The 17,753-nt window shown below is 64.5% G+C and carries 18 protein-coding genes; 6 read left to right on the top strand and 12 right to left on the bottom strand.

Annotated features, from left to right (window positions below; genetic code table 11):
- Positions 1 to 58 precede the first annotated feature (58 nt).
- Both SB764_RS00250 and SB764_RS00245 read right to left on the bottom strand, forming a co-directional pair.
- Positions 59 to 1,162 (bottom strand): porin, encoded by a 1,104-nt coding sequence (locus SB764_RS00250; RefSeq protein ID WP_065059214.1) that lies wholly within the window; start codon positions 1,160 to 1,162, stop codon positions 59 to 61.
- Between the two features lie 398 nt (positions 1,163 to 1,560).
- On the bottom strand, positions 1,561 to 2,496 hold the full coding sequence (locus SB764_RS00245; protein ID WP_410862197.1) for a LysR family transcriptional regulator: 936 nt from the start codon (positions 2,494 to 2,496) through the stop codon (positions 1,561 to 1,563).
- Positions 2,497 to 2,639: 143 nt separating this feature from the next.
- Here SB764_RS00245 and SB764_RS00240 point away from each other — a divergent pair, with 143 nt between their 5' ends.
- From SB764_RS00240 to SB764_RS00225, 4 genes are all read left to right on the top strand, one after another.
- Complete coding sequence (locus SB764_RS00240; RefSeq protein ID WP_176080711.1) at positions 2,640 to 3,860, top strand: M20 aminoacylase family protein; 1,221 nt, start codon at positions 2,640 to 2,642, stop codon at positions 3,858 to 3,860.
- A gap of 175 nt (positions 3,861 to 4,035) precedes the next feature.
- Positions 4,036 to 5,253 carry a porin gene (locus tag SB764_RS00235; RefSeq protein WP_181441066.1) on the top strand — a complete coding sequence of 406 codons (1,218 nt, stop codon included), beginning with the start codon at positions 4,036 to 4,038 and terminating at the stop codon, positions 5,251 to 5,253.
- 49 nt (positions 5,254 to 5,302) lie between these two features.
- Positions 5,303 to 5,683: a BON domain-containing protein gene (locus tag SB764_RS00230; RefSeq protein WP_110328944.1), complete on the top strand. Its 381-nt coding sequence runs from the start codon at positions 5,303 to 5,305 to the stop codon at positions 5,681 to 5,683.
- A 114-nt stretch (positions 5,684 to 5,797) separates the two neighbouring features.
- Complete coding sequence (locus tag SB764_RS00225) at positions 5,798 to 7,132, top strand: MFS transporter (protein WP_234775256.1); 1,335 nt, start codon at positions 5,798 to 5,800, stop codon at positions 7,130 to 7,132.
- Positions 7,133 to 7,148: 16 nt separating this feature from the next.
- Here the strand turns inward: SB764_RS00225 and SB764_RS00220 are convergent, their stop codons facing one another.
- The 3 genes from SB764_RS00220 to SB764_RS00210 are packed head-to-tail and all read right to left on the bottom strand — an operon-like array spanning position 7,149 to position 9,673.
- The gene (locus tag SB764_RS00220) at positions 7,149 to 7,826 is read right to left on the bottom strand and encodes a trimeric intracellular cation channel family protein (RefSeq protein ID WP_080180418.1); all 678 of its coding nucleotides are present in this window, start codon (positions 7,824 to 7,826) and stop codon (positions 7,149 to 7,151) included.
- Between the two features lie 32 nt (positions 7,827 to 7,858).
- Positions 7,859 to 9,166, bottom strand: a complete 1,308-nt coding sequence (locus SB764_RS00215) for a M20 family metallopeptidase (protein WP_321943118.1) — start codon at positions 9,164 to 9,166, stop codon at positions 7,859 to 7,861.
- Positions 9,167 to 9,226: 60 nt separating this feature from the next.
- Positions 9,227 to 9,673, bottom strand: a complete 447-nt coding sequence (locus SB764_RS00210) for a MarR family winged helix-turn-helix transcriptional regulator (protein ID WP_234775255.1) — start codon at positions 9,671 to 9,673, stop codon at positions 9,227 to 9,229.
- Positions 9,674 to 9,842: 169 nt separating this feature from the next.
- On the opposite strand from SB764_RS00210, the gene SB764_RS00205 reads away from it, so the two are divergent.
- Positions 9,843 to 10,262: a hypothetical protein gene (locus tag SB764_RS00205; protein WP_410862194.1), complete on the top strand. Its 420-nt coding sequence runs from the start codon at positions 9,843 to 9,845 to the stop codon at positions 10,260 to 10,262.
- A gap of 13 nt (positions 10,263 to 10,275) precedes the next feature.
- Here the strand turns inward: SB764_RS00205 and benD are convergent, their stop codons facing one another.
- The 7 genes from benD to SB764_RS00170 form a co-directional block, all read right to left on the bottom strand.
- Complete coding sequence (benD, locus tag SB764_RS00200) at positions 10,276 to 11,064, bottom strand: benzoate diol dehydrogenase BenD (protein ID WP_410862192.1); 789 nt, start codon at positions 11,062 to 11,064, stop codon at positions 10,276 to 10,278.
- Positions 11,061 to 12,104, bottom strand: coding sequence for a benzoate 1,2-dioxygenase electron transfer component BenC (gene benC, locus SB764_RS00195; protein WP_065059205.1), 1,044 nt, complete (start codon positions 12,102 to 12,104; stop codon positions 11,061 to 11,063). The genes benD and benC overlap by 4 nt, the downstream gene beginning before the upstream one ends.
- Positions 12,105 to 12,144: 40 nt before the next feature.
- Positions 12,145 to 12,633, bottom strand: a complete 489-nt coding sequence (gene benB / locus SB764_RS00190; RefSeq protein ID WP_110328939.1) for a benzoate 1,2-dioxygenase small subunit — start codon at positions 12,631 to 12,633, stop codon at positions 12,145 to 12,147.
- Complete coding sequence (locus SB764_RS00185; protein WP_065059203.1) at positions 12,630 to 13,988, bottom strand: Rieske 2Fe-2S domain-containing protein; 1,359 nt, start codon at positions 13,986 to 13,988, stop codon at positions 12,630 to 12,632. The genes benB and SB764_RS00185 overlap by 4 nt, the downstream gene beginning before the upstream one ends.
- 117 nt (positions 13,989 to 14,105) lie before the next feature.
- A complete protein-coding gene (catA, locus tag SB764_RS00180) occupies positions 14,106 to 15,041 on the bottom strand; it encodes a catechol 1,2-dioxygenase (protein ID WP_110328938.1) in 936 nt (311 codons plus the stop codon).
- Between the two features lie 119 nt (positions 15,042 to 15,160).
- Positions 15,161 to 15,451, bottom strand: a complete 291-nt coding sequence (gene catC / locus SB764_RS00175) for a muconolactone Delta-isomerase (RefSeq protein ID WP_065059201.1) — start codon at positions 15,449 to 15,451, stop codon at positions 15,161 to 15,163.
- 49 nt (positions 15,452 to 15,500) lie between these two features.
- Complete coding sequence (locus SB764_RS00170; protein ID WP_410862586.1) at positions 15,501 to 16,637, bottom strand: muconate/chloromuconate family cycloisomerase; 1,137 nt, start codon at positions 16,635 to 16,637, stop codon at positions 15,501 to 15,503.
- Between the two features lie 196 nt (positions 16,638 to 16,833).
- On the opposite strand from SB764_RS00170, the gene SB764_RS00165 reads away from it, so the two are divergent.
- Entirely contained in the window at positions 16,834 to 17,751 is a 918-nt protein-coding gene (locus tag SB764_RS00165) for a LysR family transcriptional regulator (RefSeq protein ID WP_205991662.1), read from the top strand.
- Positions 17,752 to 17,753: the final 2 nt, after the last annotated feature.

Here is a 17,753-nt window from a genome sequence, read left to right as displayed (position 1 = left end):
CACTCCGCTACGCCCGGAGTGGCCGGCAATGCGGAAAAACACTCCGCGAAAAAAGCCTTTAGAAGACGTGCATCATCCCGACGTACGCGCCGGTCTGCGACTCGCCCACGTTCGGGCTGGTCGGCGAACTCGAATCGCGCGGCGTGGCGAACACCGAGAAGTTGCCGTTCTTGCTGTTGTCCACGTACGCGACGGTGCCGTACAGGAACGTGCGCTTGCTCAGGTTGTAGGTGGTGCCGAGCGCGTACAGCATCGCGTGGCTGCCCGGGTCGTGCGAAATGTCGCCGCTGCCCTCGCCTACATGAATATAGAAGCCGGCCGCCGTGACGGCCCACTTCGGCGTGGCCTGATAAGTCGCGCCGAGCCAGTAGTGATCGGCCGAGTCGGCCACGCCAACCGGTGAATCCGGCGCGCTGTAATGCGTGTAGGCCGCCTGGATCTTCCACTTCTGCATGCGCAGGTTGCCGCCCACGAAGTATTCGCGCGAGGCGGTGAAGATGTTGGAGAAGCGGCCGTTGGAGTCGCGCAGTTCGTCGTAGATGCCGCGCACGTCGAACAGCGGCGAGTGGTACGTCAGCATGACGCCGTCCGAGCGGCCGAAGTCGCCGTCGGCGCCATTGTTGAAGCCGCTCGTCTGGTTGCCGAAGGCGTACTGGCCTTGCACGTCGAAGCCGTTCCACACCGGGCTGTGGTACTCGACGTTATTGCTGGTCTGCTGCCAGTTGCGCCCGCGCACGAGCGACGCCGACGACACGGCCTGCTGCACGAACGGGTCGAATTCCCATACGCCGTCGCTGTCGATGAAGAGATTGCGACCGGCCTGGATTTGCCCCCAGGTGTCGTTCTTCAAACCGACATAGGCGCGGCGCGAAAACAGTTTGCCGCCGCCGGACGTGCCGTCCATGATCTGCAGCGCGGTTTCGAGGTCGAACAGCGCGCTGGTGCCGCCGCCGAGATCCTCAGTGCCCTTCATGCCGAGCATGCTGGTGCCCCAGTCGCCGCCTTCCGCGCTCCAGCGGCTCGAGGTGCCGCCGTTGCCATTTGCAATGTGATTCAGATATTCGATGCCGCCGTCCACGCGGCCATACAGCGTCACGCTCGATTGCGCCGATGCCGCCGAACTGGCTGCGAGCAGCACGAGTGCGCCCAGTTGATATTTCACGTCAGCTCCCAGGTGGATTCTTCTTTCGTTTGTCCGTGCCGTCCGGGCGCTGCCCGCCGTGCCTGACCAGACATGGGCGAGAACGCAAACGGGCCGATCCATCCGCACCGCAGGGTTGCTTTACGCGGCGCCCGGCGGCAACGCAGGGGTGCAATGCGAACCGGCCAGGCACATGGCGTCTAAAAAATATAGCGCGTCATCCGGAAAGGTGCTTTCTGGCTGGTTGCAGCGGGGCGCGACTATAACAGCCTGCGGCAAAATGTGCATTGAAAATTGCGCAATTGGGCAAAACCCGCACGCAGCGGGCGCTCGCGGCCGCGCGAGCGCGCACCGACAGCACGTTGCGTACCTTACTTTTCTATTTCAAGCGCGTTGGGAAGAGGCAGATTGGCGCAGCGTCAGGCGCCGGGCAGCACCGTACTGCCGCGGCCTGTGCGCACGCGTTCGGCGGCCACGGCGAGGATGCAGTCGACGAAATATTCCGCCGGTTTCGTGAGCTGCGCCTCGGGCGGCGAGTAGAGATAGAGCTGCAGCGGCGGCGGACGCTGCGGCAGCGCGAGTTCGACGAAGGCGCGGCCCAGCTCCGCCGTTTCGAGCGTGTGGCGCGTCCAGGCGAACACGGCGTCGTTGCTCAGCGCGAGCCCGTAGAGCAGCCCGTACGAGGTGCAGCGCGTGACGCGGCGCGGCGGCGCAAGCCCTTCGCCCTCGAACATCGCGCGGATGCGCTCGGGATAATGGTCGGTGGCGTCGGTGTGTATCCACTCGGCGTCCTGCAACTGTGCGAGCGACGTGGCGCGCGCGAACGCACCCTGCGCGCGCGTCACGAACACGGAATCGAACGCGAACAGCGTCTTGACCGCTTCCGGATCCTGCTCGGCGGGATTGGCCGGAAACGCTGCGAACGCGAGATCGAGCGTGCGGTTGCTCAGTTGCTCGCGCAACTGGTTGAAGCCCAGCTCGCGAAACTCGACGGTCACGAGCGGCCAGTGACGCCGAAAGTCGGCGAAGGCGTCGGCGAGACCCGCCGTGCCCGCGATCGGCGTCACGCCGATCACCAGCCGCCCTTCGCGCAGGCCCTTCAGATGCGCGAGATCTTCCTGGGCGCGCTCCAGCTCGCGCAGCACCGTGCGCGAGCGCCGCAACAGCGCCTCGCCTTCGGCGGTCGGCACCACGCCCCAGGGATTGCGCTCGAACAGCCGCACGCCGCACTCGTCCTCCAGATCGCGCACGGCCTTGGTGATGGCGGGCTGCGTCACGTGCAGCCGCCGCGCCGCGCCGTTGATGGTGCCCGTGGCGGCGATCTCGACCAGCGCTCTCAGTTGGTGGATTTTCATGATGCGGTGGATATTACCATTGGTTATCGACATGCCGATTTTTGCTTTTTTATTTCGACCGATCGTCCTTAGTCTGTAACAAATGCGGCCGTTGCAGCACACGGCAACCACGGCCGACCGCACCCGGACTCCAGGACAAGGAAATGACGCAGCAAATCCCGCAAGCCAGCCAAGCCGCCACCGCACCCGAGCGCGCCGACCTGATCGACGCCATCCGCGAGCAACAGCAGCCATTTATCGCGATTCGCCACGATATTCACGCCCATCCCGAACTGGGCTTCGCGGAGACGCGCACGTCGCAGATCGTCGCCGAAAAGCTCGCGCAATGGGGCTACGCGGTGACGACGGGCGTGGGCGGCACGGGCGTGGTCGGGCGTCTGCGTCGCGGCAGCTCGACGCGCGCGATCGGTCTGCGCGCCGACATGGACGCGCTGCCCATTCAGGAAAGCACCGGCCTGCCCTACGCGAGCACCGTCGCGCAGACCATGCACGCCTGCGGCCACGACGGCCATACGGCCACGCTGCTGGCCGCCGCGCATCACCTCGCCAGCGCCGATTTCGACGGCACGCTCAACCTGATTTTCCAGCCCGCCGAGGAAGGCCTGGGCGGCGCGTCGAAGATGATCGCCGACGGTCTGTTCGAGCGCTTTCCGTGCGATCAGGTGTTCGCGCTGCACAACGCGCCCGGCGTGCCCGTGGGCCACTTCGCGGTGCGCCACGGCTGCATGCTCGCGTCGTCGGACTCGGTCACGATCACCGTGACGGGACGCGGCGCGCACGGCGCCATGCCGCAACTGGGTTGCGATCCGGTGGTGGCGGCGGCGAGCATCGTGATGGCCTTGCAGAGCATCGTCGCCCGCAACGTGGAGCCGACGCGCGCCGCCGTGGTGACGGTGGGCGCGATCAACGCGGGCAAGGCGGGCAACGTGATTCCCGAAACCGCCACGCTGCAACTGTCGGTGCGCGCGCTCGACAGCGAGACGCGCAACCTGCTCGAAGCGCGCATCCGCACGATCGCCGAGTTGCAGGCGCAGTCGTACGGCGCGACGGCCACGGTCGACTATCACGCGATCTCGCGCCCGCTCGTGAACGAGCGCAACGCCACGCTGCTCGCCATCGACGCGATCGAGTCGCTGGTCGGCCCGCATGGCCTGACGATGATGCCCGACGCCGTAATGGGCAGCGAAGACTTCTCGTGGATGACCGAGGTGCTGCCCGGCTGCTACGTGCTGATCGGCAACGGCGTGGGCAGCGTGGGCGGCTGCTCGGTGCACAACCCCGGCTACGACTTCAACGACGACGCCCTCGCCTACGGCGCGGCGTGGTTCGTGGCGCTCACGCAGCGGTATCTGCGCGCGAGCTGAGGTTCATTCCCGGTGCGATGACCCATGCGATGCCGCGTTCGTGCGGCTCGCCCCGGATCACCACGACTTGATACGGATTCCTGATCGATGGACCGACGGCGGCGCCGCATTCCGCTTCTCGCCCGCGCGCACCGCTTTCCCCGCAGTTTCTGACCAACCTGAAGAGCTAATAACAATGTCAGCAAGCAGCAACACGTCGTCTTCCCACGAACCCCGGCGCGCGCGGACCACGCGCGCCGCGCGTCTGCTCGTTTGCGCCACGGCGCTCGGCGGCGCCTCGCACGCGGCGCTCGCCCAGACCTCGGATCTGTTTCTCCTCGACTATTTCCAGGGCATTCCTTACGCGACGACGGGCGCCTACACGCCCGGCGTGCGCCTCTATGGCGCCGTCGACCAGTCGATCGGCTTCACCAAGGGCGCGCAGACCGCCTTCGTGCAGCAGAGCGGCGGCGAATGGACCTCGAAGATCGGCCTGTACGGCGTGGAAGATCTGGGCGGCGGCTATCGCGTGCGCTTCGCGCTCGAAAACGGCTTCGACGCGGCAACCGGCAAACTGGGCAGCACGAACACGATGTTCAATCGCGAGGCGTGGGTGGGCATCGGCTCGGCGAAAACCGGCGAGCTGAAGTTCGGCTTGCAGGACGACGTGGGCGTGCCGCTGTTCGTCGACGTGTTCGGTCAGGTCGGCACCGTTTCGACGGTCGCGTACCTCACCGCGTGGACCTACGATCTCGGCCCCGGCGCGAGCTTCGAAGCGGCGCGCCTCACCAATGCGGTCAGCTATTCGTCGCCGTGGTTCGGGCCGCTGAACGCGCAGGTGGCGCTCGCGCTGCACGACGCGGGCTCGACAGCGCCGACCATCCAGACCAAATCCATCGCGCTCAATTACTTCGACGGCCATCTGTTCGGCACGCTCAGTTATATCGGCAATTACGGCCTGAACGCGCTCACGACCTCGCAGTACGTGCGCACCGACAACTTCGCGGCGGGCCTGCTCTACGACCGCGGCAACTACGTGCTGTCGGCGGGCTACAGCTTCCTCGCGCCGCGTCTCGAAGGCGACCGCGTGGCTTCGCTCTACACGCTGGGCGCGCTCTATCGCTACCTGCAGCGCAACGATTTCCGCATGGAATTCGCGTATCGCGACGTGGCGGGCGCGGGCAGCCATTCGTACGGCGTGACGCTCGGCTACGACTACAACCTCTCGAAGCGCACGGCGCTTTACGTGCGCGGCTCGCTGATCCACAACACCGGCACGACGCCAACGTACGGCAAATATCCGACGATGCAGCCGACTGTCGACAACATCGCGACGAGCTATACGGGCTCGGAAGGCACGACGGCGTATCAGTCGCCGCATCTCGTGCTGGTGGGCATGTATCACAAGTTCTGAGCCGCACTTCAGCGAATTGGACGATCGAATATCAACGTGGAGACCTGACATGAAACAGCGAATCTTTTTGCGCCTCGCCGCCACCACGCTCTGCGTGGCCGCGAGCCTGAGCGCTCACGCGCAGGGCGATAACGCGTCGCAGACCGGCGCCGCCTCGATGCATCCGGCGACGAGCGCCACGAGCAAAGCCGCCGACCGCGCACTCGCCAACGACGTGCGTCACGCATTGCGCGCGGCGCGCAAGCAGGGGCTCAAGGCGACGTTTATCCGCGTGCGCGCGCACGACGGCGACGTGACGCTCACGGGCGTGGTCGCGGACCAGAAGCAGATCGACTTCGCGACGTCGATCGCGCAAGGCGTGAGCGGCGTGCGCTCGGTGACGACAAAGATCACCATCCGCGACGGCGAAGGCATCAAGGGCAGTCAGTAACGTCTGTAACGCCCGCACTACGGAGCCACGCGCGTGGCTCCGGCTTTGACCTGGCTTCAACCTGGCTTTAATCCGGCGCCCTCGCCGGTCTTGTCATCCGAACAAGGTTTCATCATGAACGTCGCACACCAACGCGCCGCCTCGGGCGCCCCGCAAGCACCGGACGCTTCGGCCACGCGCACGAAGCGCTCGATGGTGCTCGCCGCCGCGCTCGGCAACGGTCTGGAGTTCTTCGACTTCACCGTCTACAGCTTCTTTTCGGCGCTGATCGGCCAGTTGTTCTTTCCGGCGCACGACGCTCTCACCTCGCTGATGATGTCGCTCGCGACCTTCGGCGTCGGCTTCGTCGTGCGACCGCTCGGCGGCGTGCTGATCGGCGCTTACGCGGACCGCGCGGGACGCAAGCCCGCGCTGATCCTCACCGTGCTGCTGATGGCGCTCGGCACCGGGCTGATCGGCCTGGCGCCGACTTACGCGCAGATCGGCCTCGCCGCGCCCGCGCTGATCGTGCTCGGGCGTCTGCTGCAAGGCTTTTCGGCGGGCGGCGAAGTCGGCGCGGCGACCACGCTGCTGATGGAAGCGGGCCGCGAAGGCCAGCGCGGCAGGCTGGTGAGCTGGCAGATGGCGAGCCAGGGCGGCGCGGCGCTCGCGGGCGCGTTGATCGCGGTGCTGCTCTCGAAGTCGCTGACGCACGAACAACTGGTCGCGTGGGGCTGGCGCGTGCCGTTTCTGGTCGGGCTCGCGATCGGGCCCATTGGCTTCTGGATGCGCTCGCGTCTGGACGATACCTTGCCCGCGCATGCCGTATCCGCTTCGCAGACGAACGGCAGCGCGAGCCGCGCGGCCGCTCCGGTGCGCCGCAAGCTGCCGCTGCGCCAGATCGTGGCGGGCACCATGCTCGTGATCGGCGCGACCGGCACGATGTACACCATCGTGTTCTTCCTGCCCGCATTTCTCGCGCTGACGCTGCATATGCCGACGGCCGCCGCCTCGGCCAGTGGCGGCATCGCGGGCGTGGTGCTGCTGGTCGGTTCGCCGCTGGCCGGGCGGCTCGCGGATCGCGTCAAACGCCGCAAGCCGATGCTCGCCGCCGGTTCGCTCGTCTCGCTCGCGCTGCTGTTTCCGGCCTTCGCCGCGATTGCCGCGTGGCCTTCGGTCGGCACGGTGCTGGCGGTCGTGCTGGTGCTCGTCGGCCTGATGACGCTCACGAGCCCGGCCGGCTTTCTGATGATGCTCGAAGCGCTGCGGCCCGAAGTGCGGGCGACCTCGCTCGGCATCATCTACGCCGTGGGCGTGACGCTGTTCGGCGGCTTCGCGCAGCTCGCCGTCGGCGCGTTGTGGCGCGCGACGGGCAGTTTCTATGCGCCCGCGTGGTACGTGTTCGGCTGCGGGATCATCAGCCTCGCGGGTTTGATGCTGTTCGAGGAAAAGACCGCAACCGCGCACTGAGCATGCATGACGCGCCTCAGTGCGCGTCCTGCGAGGCCTCGTCGGCCGCCGCTTTGCGCGGCGGCTTTTTCACGAGGTCGCGCGTCTGAAACACCGGCAAACGCCAGCCGTAGTAAAGCGCCGCGAGCCGCAGCGCGACACAGGCGGCGGTAGCCACCCACGGCGTCCAGAACGACGACCAGTCGAAGTACGTGAGCCCCATCTGCACCGAAGCGCCCAGCAGCGCCGCCGACGCGTAGATCTCGCGTTCGAGAATCGCGGGCACGCGCGAGAGCAGAATGTCGCGCAGCACGCCGCCGCCCACGGCGCTCACCATGCCGAGCACGATGGCGGTCTCCGCGCTGTTGGTCCAGATCCACGTTTTCTGCGCGCCCGCGACCGCGAACAGCCCGAGCCCGATCGCATCGAAGAACAGCACCGGATGGCGCAGCCGCCGCACCTGCGGATAGGCGGCGATGGTCAGCGCCGCCGCGAGCAGCGAGACCGCGAGATACGCCCAGTTCGACAGCCCCGCAGGCGGAATCGCGCCGATGCAGACATCGCGCACGATACCGCCGCCGCACGCCACCATGAACGTCACCACGACGATGCCGAACAGATCGAGCCGCCGCTGCCGCGCGGCCACGGCGCCCGAAATCGCGAACGCGAACGTGCCGATCAGATCGAGCACGGTATAGGCCGTGTGGGCGTTCATATGCGCGCCCACGTGCGCGCCCAGCGCCAGGCTCATGCGGCCTCGCTTTCGTGGCCGAGCCACGCGGCGGCGGCGCACAGCATCGCTTCGAGGCCGGTGCGCAAGGTGCCGTCGAGCACCGGCGCGAACTTCGGCGAGTGGTTGCTCGGAATCTCGTTGATCTTCTTCGCGGTCTTCGCCTTCTCGAAGGTCTCGGGATCGGTGCCGCCGATGAACCAGAACGCGTACGGCACGCCCCATTCGCGGCCGAACACGCTGAAGTCCTCGCTCGCCGCCGCGGGCTGCGTTTCATAGGCGCGCGCGCCGAAACGCGCTTCGAAGGCGCTGCGCAGACGCGCCGTGGTGGCGTCGTCGTTGACGGTCAGCGGATAGCTCGACAGCGTGGTGAATTCCGGCTCGCGCGGCGCGTTCGAGGCCATGCACTCGGCGCAGCAGATGCGGCGGATCGCGCCCAGCATGTACTCGCGCACGTCCTCGTCGTAAGTGCGCATGTTGAGCTTGAGCGTGGCGTCGTCGGGGATGATGTTTTCCTTCGTGCCCGCCTGCAGCGCGCCCACCGTGAGCACGGCGCTGTCGCGCGGCGAGATCTCGCGCGAGACGATGGTCTGCAGACGCAGCGTCGTCGAGGCCGCCATGATGACGGGATCGATCGAAGTCTGCGGCTGCGAGCCGTGCGAGCCGCGCCCGAACAGCTTGACCTTGAGGCTGTCGCCGGCCGAGAGAATCGTGCCGCTGCGATAGCCGACCGTGCCCGCCGCGCCCACCATCACGTGCTGGCCGAGGATCACGTCGGGCTTCGGAAAGCGCGCGATCATGCCGTCGTCGATCATGCTGCGCGCGCCGCGCCCGACTTCCTCGCCGGGCTGAAACACGCACATCAGCGTGCCGCGCCACGCGTCGCGATGCTGCGCGAACAGGCGCGCCGCGCCCATCAGCCAGGTGACGTGCAGATCGTGGCCGCAGGCGTGCGCGACGCCCACCTGCACGCCTTCGTCGTCCTTCGCCGTGACGCTGCTCGCGTACGGCAGGCCGGTCGCTTCGGTCACGGGCAGCGCGTCCATGTCGGCGCGCAGCATCACGGTCGGGCCTTCGCCGTTGCGCAGGATCGCCACGACGCCGGTCACGCCCACCTCGCGCGTGACTTCATAGCCGAGCGCTTCCACGTAATCGGCGGCGATCTTCGCGGTGCGGAACTCCTGCATCGAGAGTTCGGGATGCTGGTGCAAGTCCTTGTAGACGGCTTCGAGCTCGGGCAACAAGGCGTCGACGGCAGGCGCGACGGTTTCGACGAGCGGCCTGGAAACCGCCTTGGACACTGGATTGGCGACCGGAATGGACATGGGCGACTCCTTCAATGACGGCTTCGGATACGGAATAGCGGGTTGGAATGCGCGCGAGATTCAGGCGGATGCCCCGTCGAGCAGACTGTCCGAGAGCTTGCCGAGCAGACGGTCGAGCGTCTTGCGCTCGGCATCGGTCAACGCGACGGCGAGTTCGGCTTCGAGCGCGGCCCCGGCCTTCGCCGACGCCTTCGCGACCTTCTGCCCTTCCGGCGTGGCGTGCAGCGCGACGCTGCGGCGGTCGTCGGCGTGGGTATCGCGGCCGATCAGCCCACGCGACTCCAGTTCGGCGAGCGTTTTCGACAGCAAGGTCTTTTCGATCAGCGCGCGCTGCGAGACGGCTTTGGGCGTGACGCCCGGCTCCGCGCAGACGATGCGCAGCACGCGCAGCGCGCGCACATCGAGGCCCCAGCGCTCGCGATACACGGCATTGGCGCGCTCGCTGAGCAACGCGCTCGTGAGGTCGAGCCTGAACGTCAGGAAATCGGAATACTGACCGGATGACACGCGCGCTCCCGCAGCCTGGCCGGCGAACCGGCGACGCATCGGAGTATAGTCAAATAGTTGAAAATTTCAACTATTCTGACGCGGGAATTTGAGTGCCGGATGAAGGCGCGGCATGCGGCTTGCTGCTCGCACTGATCCGATGAATGACGTGTTTCGCTGCGAGGTCACCATGAAGAAGGCTTTGAAGCTGACGCTGAGCGCGTGCTGTTGCGCGAGTGCGATTGGGTTGGGCCTTGGGTTGGTCGTGGAGCCCGCTTTCGCCGCCGACTCTTCCGATACCGCCGCGCCATGCGGCAAGCTTTCAGGCCCGAGCGGCCCTGACGCGCACTTCGTGCTGCGCGACGGCGAACCGGTCGATTTCAGCAGCGGCGGCCAGACCGCGCACGGCAAACTGCGGCTCTTTCACGAAGGTGCGCTCTATCACGCGTATTGGCAACCGGCCGCGAGCGCCGAGCCATACGCGCTCGCGAACGCCGCGCCGAACGGCGTGCGCCTGATCTCCACGCCGCCGCAAGGCACGCCCGCGAACGACGGCAAACCGGGCATCGATACGCCGCCGCTGAACGTGCTGTCGTGCCCGAAGCTGTAACGATCAACCGCGATCAACCGTTGTCGCCGCCCGCCACCGCGAGCACCGCGCCGGTGATATAGCTGGCTTCGTCGGAGGCGAGAAACAGGATCGGCGCGACCTGTTCGTCGAGCGTGCCGTAGCGCTTGAAGAACGTCGATTCCGTGACTTGCTGCACGGCATCGTTCATCCACGTCTTCTCCTGCTCGGTGTCGCCCGCCGCGTTGCGCGGCACGCGGCGCGGCGGCGCACTGGTGCCGCCCGGCGCGCTGGCGACCACGCGGATGTTGTACGGCGCGTATTCCATCGCCAGCGATTGCGTGAGCGCATTGACGCCGCCCTTGGCCGCCGAATACGGCACGCGCCGAATGCCGCGCGTCGCGTTCGAAGAGACGTTCACGATCGTGCCGCCGCCACGCGCGAGCAGATGCGGCAGCACGGCGTGACACGTATAGAGCGTCGGCATCAGCGAGCGGCGGATTTCAGCATCGATCTGCGCGGGCTCGAATTCCGCGAACGGACGCATGCGGATCGCACCGCCCACGCCGTTGATCAGAATATCGATGCCGCCGAACCGTTGCGCGGCAAACGCCATTGCCGCGTGCGCGCCCTCGTAAGTTTCCAGATCGGCGACGAAACCGGCGGTTTGCGCGCTGGAATGCGCGACCTGCGCCTGCGCCGCCACCTCGGCGACGAAATCCGCGCGATCGACGAACACGACCTTGCCGCCTTCCGCCGCGGCGCGCAGCGCCACGCCGCTGCCGATCCCCTGCGCCGCGCCCGTGACCACCACGACCTTGCCTGCGAATCGTTGCTGCATCATGCCGCCTTCGCTGTCGTAGCCGTCGTCGCTGTGCTCGCGTTCGGCGTGAACTTCTCGTAGTGGAAGCTGTGGGGCTTCACGCCTTCGTCGTCGAAATACTTGCGCACGGCGTCGACCATCGGCGGCGGCCCGCACAGATACACGTCGACGTCGCCATCGTTGAGCGCATCGGCCGGAATATGCTGCGTAACCCAGCCTTTGCGCGGATGCGTCGACGCCGCTTCGGCCACGACGGTCGCGTAAGTCAGGTTCGGCAGTTTCGCGCGGAACGCCTCGATGGCCTCAACCTGCACGAGATCGAGATCGCGCGTGACGCCGTAGATCAGATGCACCTGCTGCTGCGCGTGCGTGCGCGCCAGCACTTCGAGCATCGAGAGGAACGGCGCGAGTCCCGTGCCGCCCGCGAGAAACAGCAGCGGGCGCTGCACGTCGCGCAGATAGAAACTGCCGAGCGGTCCGTGCAGATTCAATTTATCGCCCGCTTGCGCAGTTTCCAGCCACGTGCTCATCACGCCGCCGGGAATCTTCTTGATCAGAAAGCTGATTGTCGATTCGCCCGGCGCCGAGGAAAACGAATACGAGCGATGCTGGCCGCTGCCCGGCACGTCGATATTCACATATTGACCCGGCAGAAATACGGGGGCATTGGCGTCCATGTTCATTTCGAGCACCACGGCTGCGTCGTTGTGCTGCTCGACTTTCGAAACCGTGGCGGCAAACTGGCTCTGCCCCGTCTTGCAAGCGGTGGACGACGAGGGAATCGCAATCACGCAATCGCTTTGCGGCACCATCTGGCAGGTCAGCACGAGACCGCCGTCTTTTTCGTCGTCGCTGAGCGCGTCTTCGATATAGTCGTCGCCGAGATCGTAGCTGCCGCTTTCGGCGCGGCATTTACAGGTGCCGCACACGCCATCGGAACAATCCATCGGCAAATTGATCTTCGCGCGAAACGCGGCGTCGAGCACTTTTTCTCCGGCCTTGCAGTCGATGAAACGCGTAACGCCGTCTTCGAAATTCAGTGCGATCTTGAAACTGGACATGGGAACCTCCTCTACTGCCTCTGATACGTTGCGCCCGACATCACACGTGATAAACGTCGAGCACCTGCCGGATATAGTCGTTTTTCAAAACGATCTTCTTATAGGCAATCAGTAATTGATCGCCCGAGCGGCGCAAGGTGACGAACATCGTGCCGAAGAAATGATCGGTGACCTTGTAGCGATGATTGAGCGTGTGAAAGTTGTAGCGCACGTCCACTGCGTCGCCGCGATCGGCCAGCACTTCCACGTTCGTGACGTTGTGGCTCGTGCGCGGCTCCGGTGTCGACGCGCCGCTGCGCTCGGTCTTAATCCGGAATACGCGATCTTCGAGACCGCCTTTGTCCGGGTAGTACATCAGAGAGACCTGGCTTTCGTGATCGTCGGTCAACTGGTCGTCGTCGTCCCAGGCGGGCATCCACCAGGTGACGTCGTCCGCGTAACAGGCGAGCCATTCGTCCCACTGGCGGTCATCGAGTAACCGTGCTTCGCGATAGAGCGCCGCACAAATCGTTTGATAATCGATGCTCATGCCAGCGTCTCCTCGCTTTCCTTCTTGAGCGCGTCGCGCATCACGCGCACCCAGTACTCGTGCTGCACCACGAACAAGCCTTCGTCTTCACTGCGCTCGCCGGAAATGAGCGGATTCAAGCCCATCTTTTTCGCGTTGTCGTCGGCGCCTTCGACCCACAGCGGCGCGCCGCGCGAGAGATCGTTCCAGAGCGCGGCCGTGCCGGCATAACCGTTCTGGCACGCGCGAAACTCTTCCAGATCGTCGGCCGTGCCCATGCCGGACACGTTGAAGAAGTCTTCGTATTGACGAATGCGCGTGGCGCGGTCTTCGGCGCTTTCGCCTTTCGGTGCGAAACAGAAAATCGACACTTCGGTTTTATCGACGCTGATCGGACGCACCACGCGAATCTGGGTGCTGAACTGATCCATCAAAAACACATTCGGATACAGGCACAGATTGCGCGTTTGATTGACGATGAAATCGGCTTTCGTTTCGCCCACGCGCGCCGTGATTTCGTCGCGCTGACGATAAACCGGACGCACCTCGGGATTCATCGTCTTGGTCCACAGCAGAATATGGCCGTGATCGAAACCATAAACGCCCGCTACCGATTTGCTCCAGCTGTTCGCATCAACAGCCTGCGTGCCGTCTTCCTTGCGTCGGCCCATGGTGGCGGCGTAATTCCAGTGCACGGTGCTGACGTGATAACCGTCGCAACCGTTTTCCATCTGCATTTTCCAGTTGCCTTCGTAGACATACGAGGAATTGCCGCGCAGCACTTCGAGACCGTGCGCCGCCTGATCGACAATCTGGTCGATGATCACGCGCGATTCGCCGAGATAGTCTTCGAGCGGCATCACATCCGCGTTGAGACTGCCGAACAGAAAGCCGCGATAATTCTGGAATCGCGCGACTTTCTTCAGGTCGTGCGAACCGTTCTTGTTGAATTGCACTGGATATTCGGTGGTCTTTTCATCTTTGACTTTCAGCAGTTTGCCGGTATTGGCAAACGTCCAGCCGTGAAACGGGCACGTGAAGCTGCCTTTATTGCCATGCTTGCGTCGGCAAAGCATCGCGCCCTTGTGCGCGCAGGCATTGATGATGGCGTTCAGCTCGCCGGTTTTATCGCGCGTAACGACCACCGGCTGGCGGCCGATCCACGTGGTGTAGTAATCATTGTTGTTCGGCACCTGGCTTTCATGCGCCAGATACACCCAGTTGCTCTCGAAGATGTGTTTCATCTCCAGATCGAACAACGCGGGATTCGTGAAGATATCGCGACGGCAACGGTACACACCGGCTTGCTTGTCGTCCTGCACCGCAGTGGCTAACAGGTGTTCCAGTTCGTTGGCTTTGTCGATGGTGGCGGACATGTTTTCTCTCCGTAGGCGCGAGCAAGCTCCTGCACGGCTTTCGCGCATCGGTGTGCATTGATTCTCGCGGGAACCCGAACGGCGACGGTGGCGTGGCACCGTCGCGCTAGCGGGCGATTACGCCGTCGCGGCTGCGCGTGGGCGATTGACGATCTGGTTGTCCTTGCCCTGCACCAGCGTGGTCAGGGAAAAGTCGAACGCAATATCCTTGTAGGCATCGGCCTTCAGGCCCAGCGCCGCGCCGCCGGTCTTGTCGACGACGTGAGGAATCAGTTCCTCGCGCGTGGCGTAGGCGAAGTCGTCCCAGATCAGCGGATCGCCTTCGATATTGAACTGCGTCGTGAGCTTGCGGTGGCCTTCGCTGGTGACGAAGAAGTGCACGTGCGCCGGACGGTTGCCGTGACGCGCGACGGCGTCGAGCAGTTGCTGCGTCGCGCCTTGCGGCGGGCAGCCGTAACCGACCGGCATGAGCGTGCGGATTTCGTATTTGCCGTCCGCGCCGGTGCGCACCGCGCCGCGCAGATTGAAGTCGTCCTGTGCGCCGGTCGGGTCGAAGTGCGAGTAAAAGCCCTTCGAATTGGCGTGCCAGCATTCGACCACAGCGCCCGCCACCGGCTTGCCGTCCGGACCGTTCACGGTGCCGTGAATGACGAGCGGGCCGGCGTCCGCATCCGGGTTGATGTCGATCTTCGACACGCCCTCGCGCACCGGCGCGCCGGCGACATACAGCGGGCCTTCGATCGTGCGCGGCGTACCGCCGTCGAGACCGGCCGCTTTATCGGCGGCATCCATGCGGATGTCGAGATATTTTTCCAGACCGAGACCGGCGGCCAGCAGCGCCGCCTCGCCGTCCTGGCCGAGTTTGTTCAGATAATGGATGCCGGCCCAGACTTCGTCGGGCGTGATGTCGAGATCGTCGATGGCTTTGAAGAGATCGCCGAGCAGGCGGCCGAGCACCTGCTTGAAACGCGCGTTGCCGCCCGCGCCTTCTGCGTTGGTGGCGGCCTTGAGCAGGTCCTGGACTTCTTTCGTGTCGAACACTTTCACGTTCATGATCACTGTCTCCACTGAATCTTTTAGCGGGGGAAATTTTTAAGGGGCGTGCACGCCCTCTAATGGATTGCGTTACTCAGGTTCCAACCGGTTTTCAACTTCGACTCACCGACTCACATTCAAATATCGTTTTCGCGAATCGACGACGGATGACGGCACAGCGGCGTCACCGAAATCTCCATATACGGAAACAGCGGCAGCGCAGTCAGAATGTCGTGCAGTTCTGCATTGCTTTCGACGTCGAAAATGCTGAAATTCGCGTATTCGCCCACGAGACGCCAGATGTGGCGCCACTTGCCGCTGCGTTGCAGATCCTGCGAATAGGCCTTTTCGCGCGCCTTGATTTCGTTGGCGACGTCGGCGGGCATATCGGACGGAATCTTCACGTCCATGCGTACCTGGAAAAGCATCGTTGACTTCCTTTATCTGAAGCGGAAATTGCGTGATTGAGCGCGCAATCTAGCGCGTGACCTTGGTAAGTCCGTCGCGCGTGAATCGCTTGACCTTCGCCTCGTCGAGTTCGATGCCGAGTCCCGGGCCGGTCGGCACGGTCAATTCGAAATCGCTGTAATCGAGCGGCTGGGTCAGAATTTCCTCGGTGATGAGCAGCGGGCCGAACAATTCGGTGCCCCACTGCAGATTGGCGAAACTGGCGAACAGATGCGCCGAGGCCGCGGTGCTGAATGCGCCTTCGAGCATGGTGCCGCCGTACAGTTCGATGCCCGCGGCGTCAGCGATCGTCGCCACGCGCTGCGCGGCAAAGAGTCCGCCGCTTTGTTCGATCTTGATCGCGAAAACGTCCGCGCCGTGCTGTTTCGCAATCTCGAAGGCGCTTTCGGGACCTTGCAAGACTTCGTCAGCCATCAGCGCGACCGGGAAGCGGCGCATCAGGCGTCCAAGCGCCGCCGCGGACGCAACCGGCTGCTCGACGAGTTCGCAACCCGCGTCGGCAAGCGCCGGAATCGCCCAGGCCGCCTGGGTTTCGCTCCACGCCATATTCACGTCCACACGCACCGCTGCGCGATCGCCGAGCGCGCGCTTGATCTGCGCGACGTGCTCGATATCGGTCTTGACCGCCTTCGCGCCGATCTTCAGCTTGAAGACGCGATGACGGCGTGCGTCGAGCATCGCTTCGGCTTCCGCGATGTCTTTGGCCGTGTCGCCCGAGGCGAGCGTCCACGCCACCGGCAGACGATCGCGGCGGCGTCCGCCGAGCAGTTCGCTCACGGGCACGCCAAGGCGCTTGCCGTGCGCGTCGAGCAAGGCGGTTTCGAGCGCGCTCTTCGCGAAGTGCGTGACCTTCACGAGCTTGCCGAGATGCGCCATCAGTTCCTGAATGCGCGTGGCGTCCTTGCCGATCATGGCGGGCGCGAAGTACGCGTCGACCGCGAGCTTCATCGCTTCCGGGCTTTCCGGACCGTAGGCCATGCCCGCGATCGTCGTGCCCTCGCCCACGCCAATCACGCCGTCGCTGCACAACACCTTCACGAGCATCAGCGTCTGGCCGTGCATGGTGGCGACCGAGAGCTTGTGCGGGCGGATCGTCGGCAAATCGACGAGACAGGTTTCGATACGTTCGATCGTCGCGGATTTCATGGCGGCAACGGCAGGAGTGGAGTTCATGGATTGGATTTATACGCGCCGCGCAAAGGGACCGTCCAATACTTTTCGGGCTGCGGTTTCATACCTTTGAGGTATAGTGATAAGGTCAAATACGAGTGAAAACCCGTATTTACCGGATAAATTCATGCTCGCGAGGTATTGTCAGCGGGCAAATCGGCAGGCGGGCTTGATGGAACTGAGACACCTGCGCTACTTCGTGGCCGTGGCCGAAGAGCGCAATTTCACGCGCGCAGCGCAGCGCTTGCACATTGCGCAACCGCCGCTGTCGCGGCAGATCCAGCAACTCGAGGAAATACTCGGCGTGCAGTTGTTCGAGCGCGACGCGCGGCCGCTCAAGCTCACCGACACGGGGCGCTTCTTCTATCAGCACGCGGTGCAACTGCTCGCGCAAACCCACGAACTCGAATCGATGACGCGGCGGGTCGGCAAGATCGAGCGCGGTCTCACGGTGGGTTTCGTCGGCTCGACGCTGTACGGCATGCTGCCGAAGATCATCCGGCGCTTTCGCCAGGAGAATGGCGCGGTCGAACTGAGCCTCGTGGAAATGTCCACGATGGATCAGATCAAGGCGCTCAAGGAAGGTCGTATCGACGTGGGGTTTGGGCGCATCCGGCTCGAAGATCCGAGCATTCGCCGCGTGGTGCTGCGCGAGGAGCGCATGATCGTGGCGCTGCCGCTCGGGCATCCGCTGATCGACGCAAAGCCGGAGCTTTCGCTGCACGACCTGCTCAACGAAACCATCATCATCTTTCCCAAGCATCCGCGTCCGAGTTACGCCGACCAGGTGCTCGCGGGTTTCCACGATCGCGGACTCGAACCGATGCGGATTTACGAAGCACGCGAATTGCAGATCGCGCTGGGCCTCGTGGCGGCTGGCGAAGGGATTTCGATCGTGCCGAGCAGCGTCTACGGCCTCAAGCGCGACGACGTCTCCTACAAGGATCTCGACGACAAGCAGCTCGTTTCGCCCGTCATCATGAGCATGCGCATGCTCGACGAATCGGCGGATATTCGCCGCATGCTTGAACTGATCTACGTGCTCTACGGCGAAGCGAAAATGGAACACGTGGCGCCGGCGGCGCGCTGAGT

Origin of the sequence: Paraburkholderia sp. SIMBA_027 (genome assembly GCF_046535315.1) — a bacterium.
Taxonomy (GTDB): Bacteria; Pseudomonadota; Gammaproteobacteria; order Burkholderiales; family Burkholderiaceae; genus Paraburkholderia; species Paraburkholderia tropica.
The sequence above is the reverse complement of the archived record's forward strand: the minus strand, read 5'-3'. Positions and strand labels throughout refer to the sequence as shown.

Coding starts and splice junctions, on each gene's coding strand:
- SB764_RS00235 (WP_181441066.1), top strand. CDS start 4,036: ATGTCAGCAAGCAGCAACACGTCGTCTTCCCACGAACCCCGGCGCGCG.
- SB764_RS00215 (WP_321943118.1), bottom strand. CDS start 9,166: ATGTCCATTCCGGTCGCCAATCCAGTGTCCAAGGCGGTTTCCAGGCCG.
- SB764_RS00230 (WP_110328944.1), top strand. CDS start 5,303: ATGAAACAGCGAATCTTTTTGCGCCTCGCCGCCACCACGCTCTGCGTG.
- SB764_RS00220 (WP_080180418.1), bottom strand. CDS start 7,826: ATGAACGCCCACACGGCCTATACCGTGCTCGATCTGATCGGCACGTTC.
- benB (WP_110328939.1), bottom strand. CDS start 12,633: ATGAGCATCGATTATCAAACGATTTGTGCGGCGCTCTATCGCGAAGCA.
- catC (WP_065059201.1), bottom strand. CDS start 15,451: ATGCTTTTCCAGGTACGCATGGACGTGAAGATTCCGTCCGATATGCCC.
- SB764_RS00225 (WP_234775256.1), top strand. CDS start 5,798: ATGAACGTCGCACACCAACGCGCCGCCTCGGGCGCCCCGCAAGCACCG.
- SB764_RS00165 (WP_205991662.1), top strand. CDS start 16,834: ATGGAACTGAGACACCTGCGCTACTTCGTGGCCGTGGCCGAAGAGCGC.
- SB764_RS00185 (WP_065059203.1), bottom strand. CDS start 13,988: ATGTCCGCCACCATCGACAAAGCCAACGAACTGGAACACCTGTTAGCC.
- SB764_RS00240 (WP_176080711.1), top strand. CDS start 2,640: ATGACGCAGCAAATCCCGCAAGCCAGCCAAGCCGCCACCGCACCCGAG.
- catA (WP_110328938.1), bottom strand. CDS start 15,041: ATGAACGTGAAAGTGTTCGACACGAAAGAAGTCCAGGACCTGCTCAAG.
- SB764_RS00205 (WP_410862194.1), top strand. CDS start 9,843: ATGAAGAAGGCTTTGAAGCTGACGCTGAGCGCGTGCTGTTGCGCGAGT.
- benD (WP_410862192.1), bottom strand. CDS start 11,064: ATGATGCAGCAACGATTCGCAGGCAAGGTCGTGGTGGTCACGGGCGCG.
- benC (WP_065059205.1), bottom strand. CDS start 12,104: ATGTCCAGTTTCAAGATCGCACTGAATTTCGAAGACGGCGTTACGCGT.
- SB764_RS00170 (WP_410862586.1), bottom strand. CDS start 16,637: ATGAAATCCGCGACGATCGAACGTATCGAAACCTGTCTCGTCGATTTG.
- SB764_RS00245 (WP_410862197.1), bottom strand. CDS start 2,496: ATGAAAATCCACCAACTGAGAGCGCTGGTCGAGATCGCCGCCACGGGC.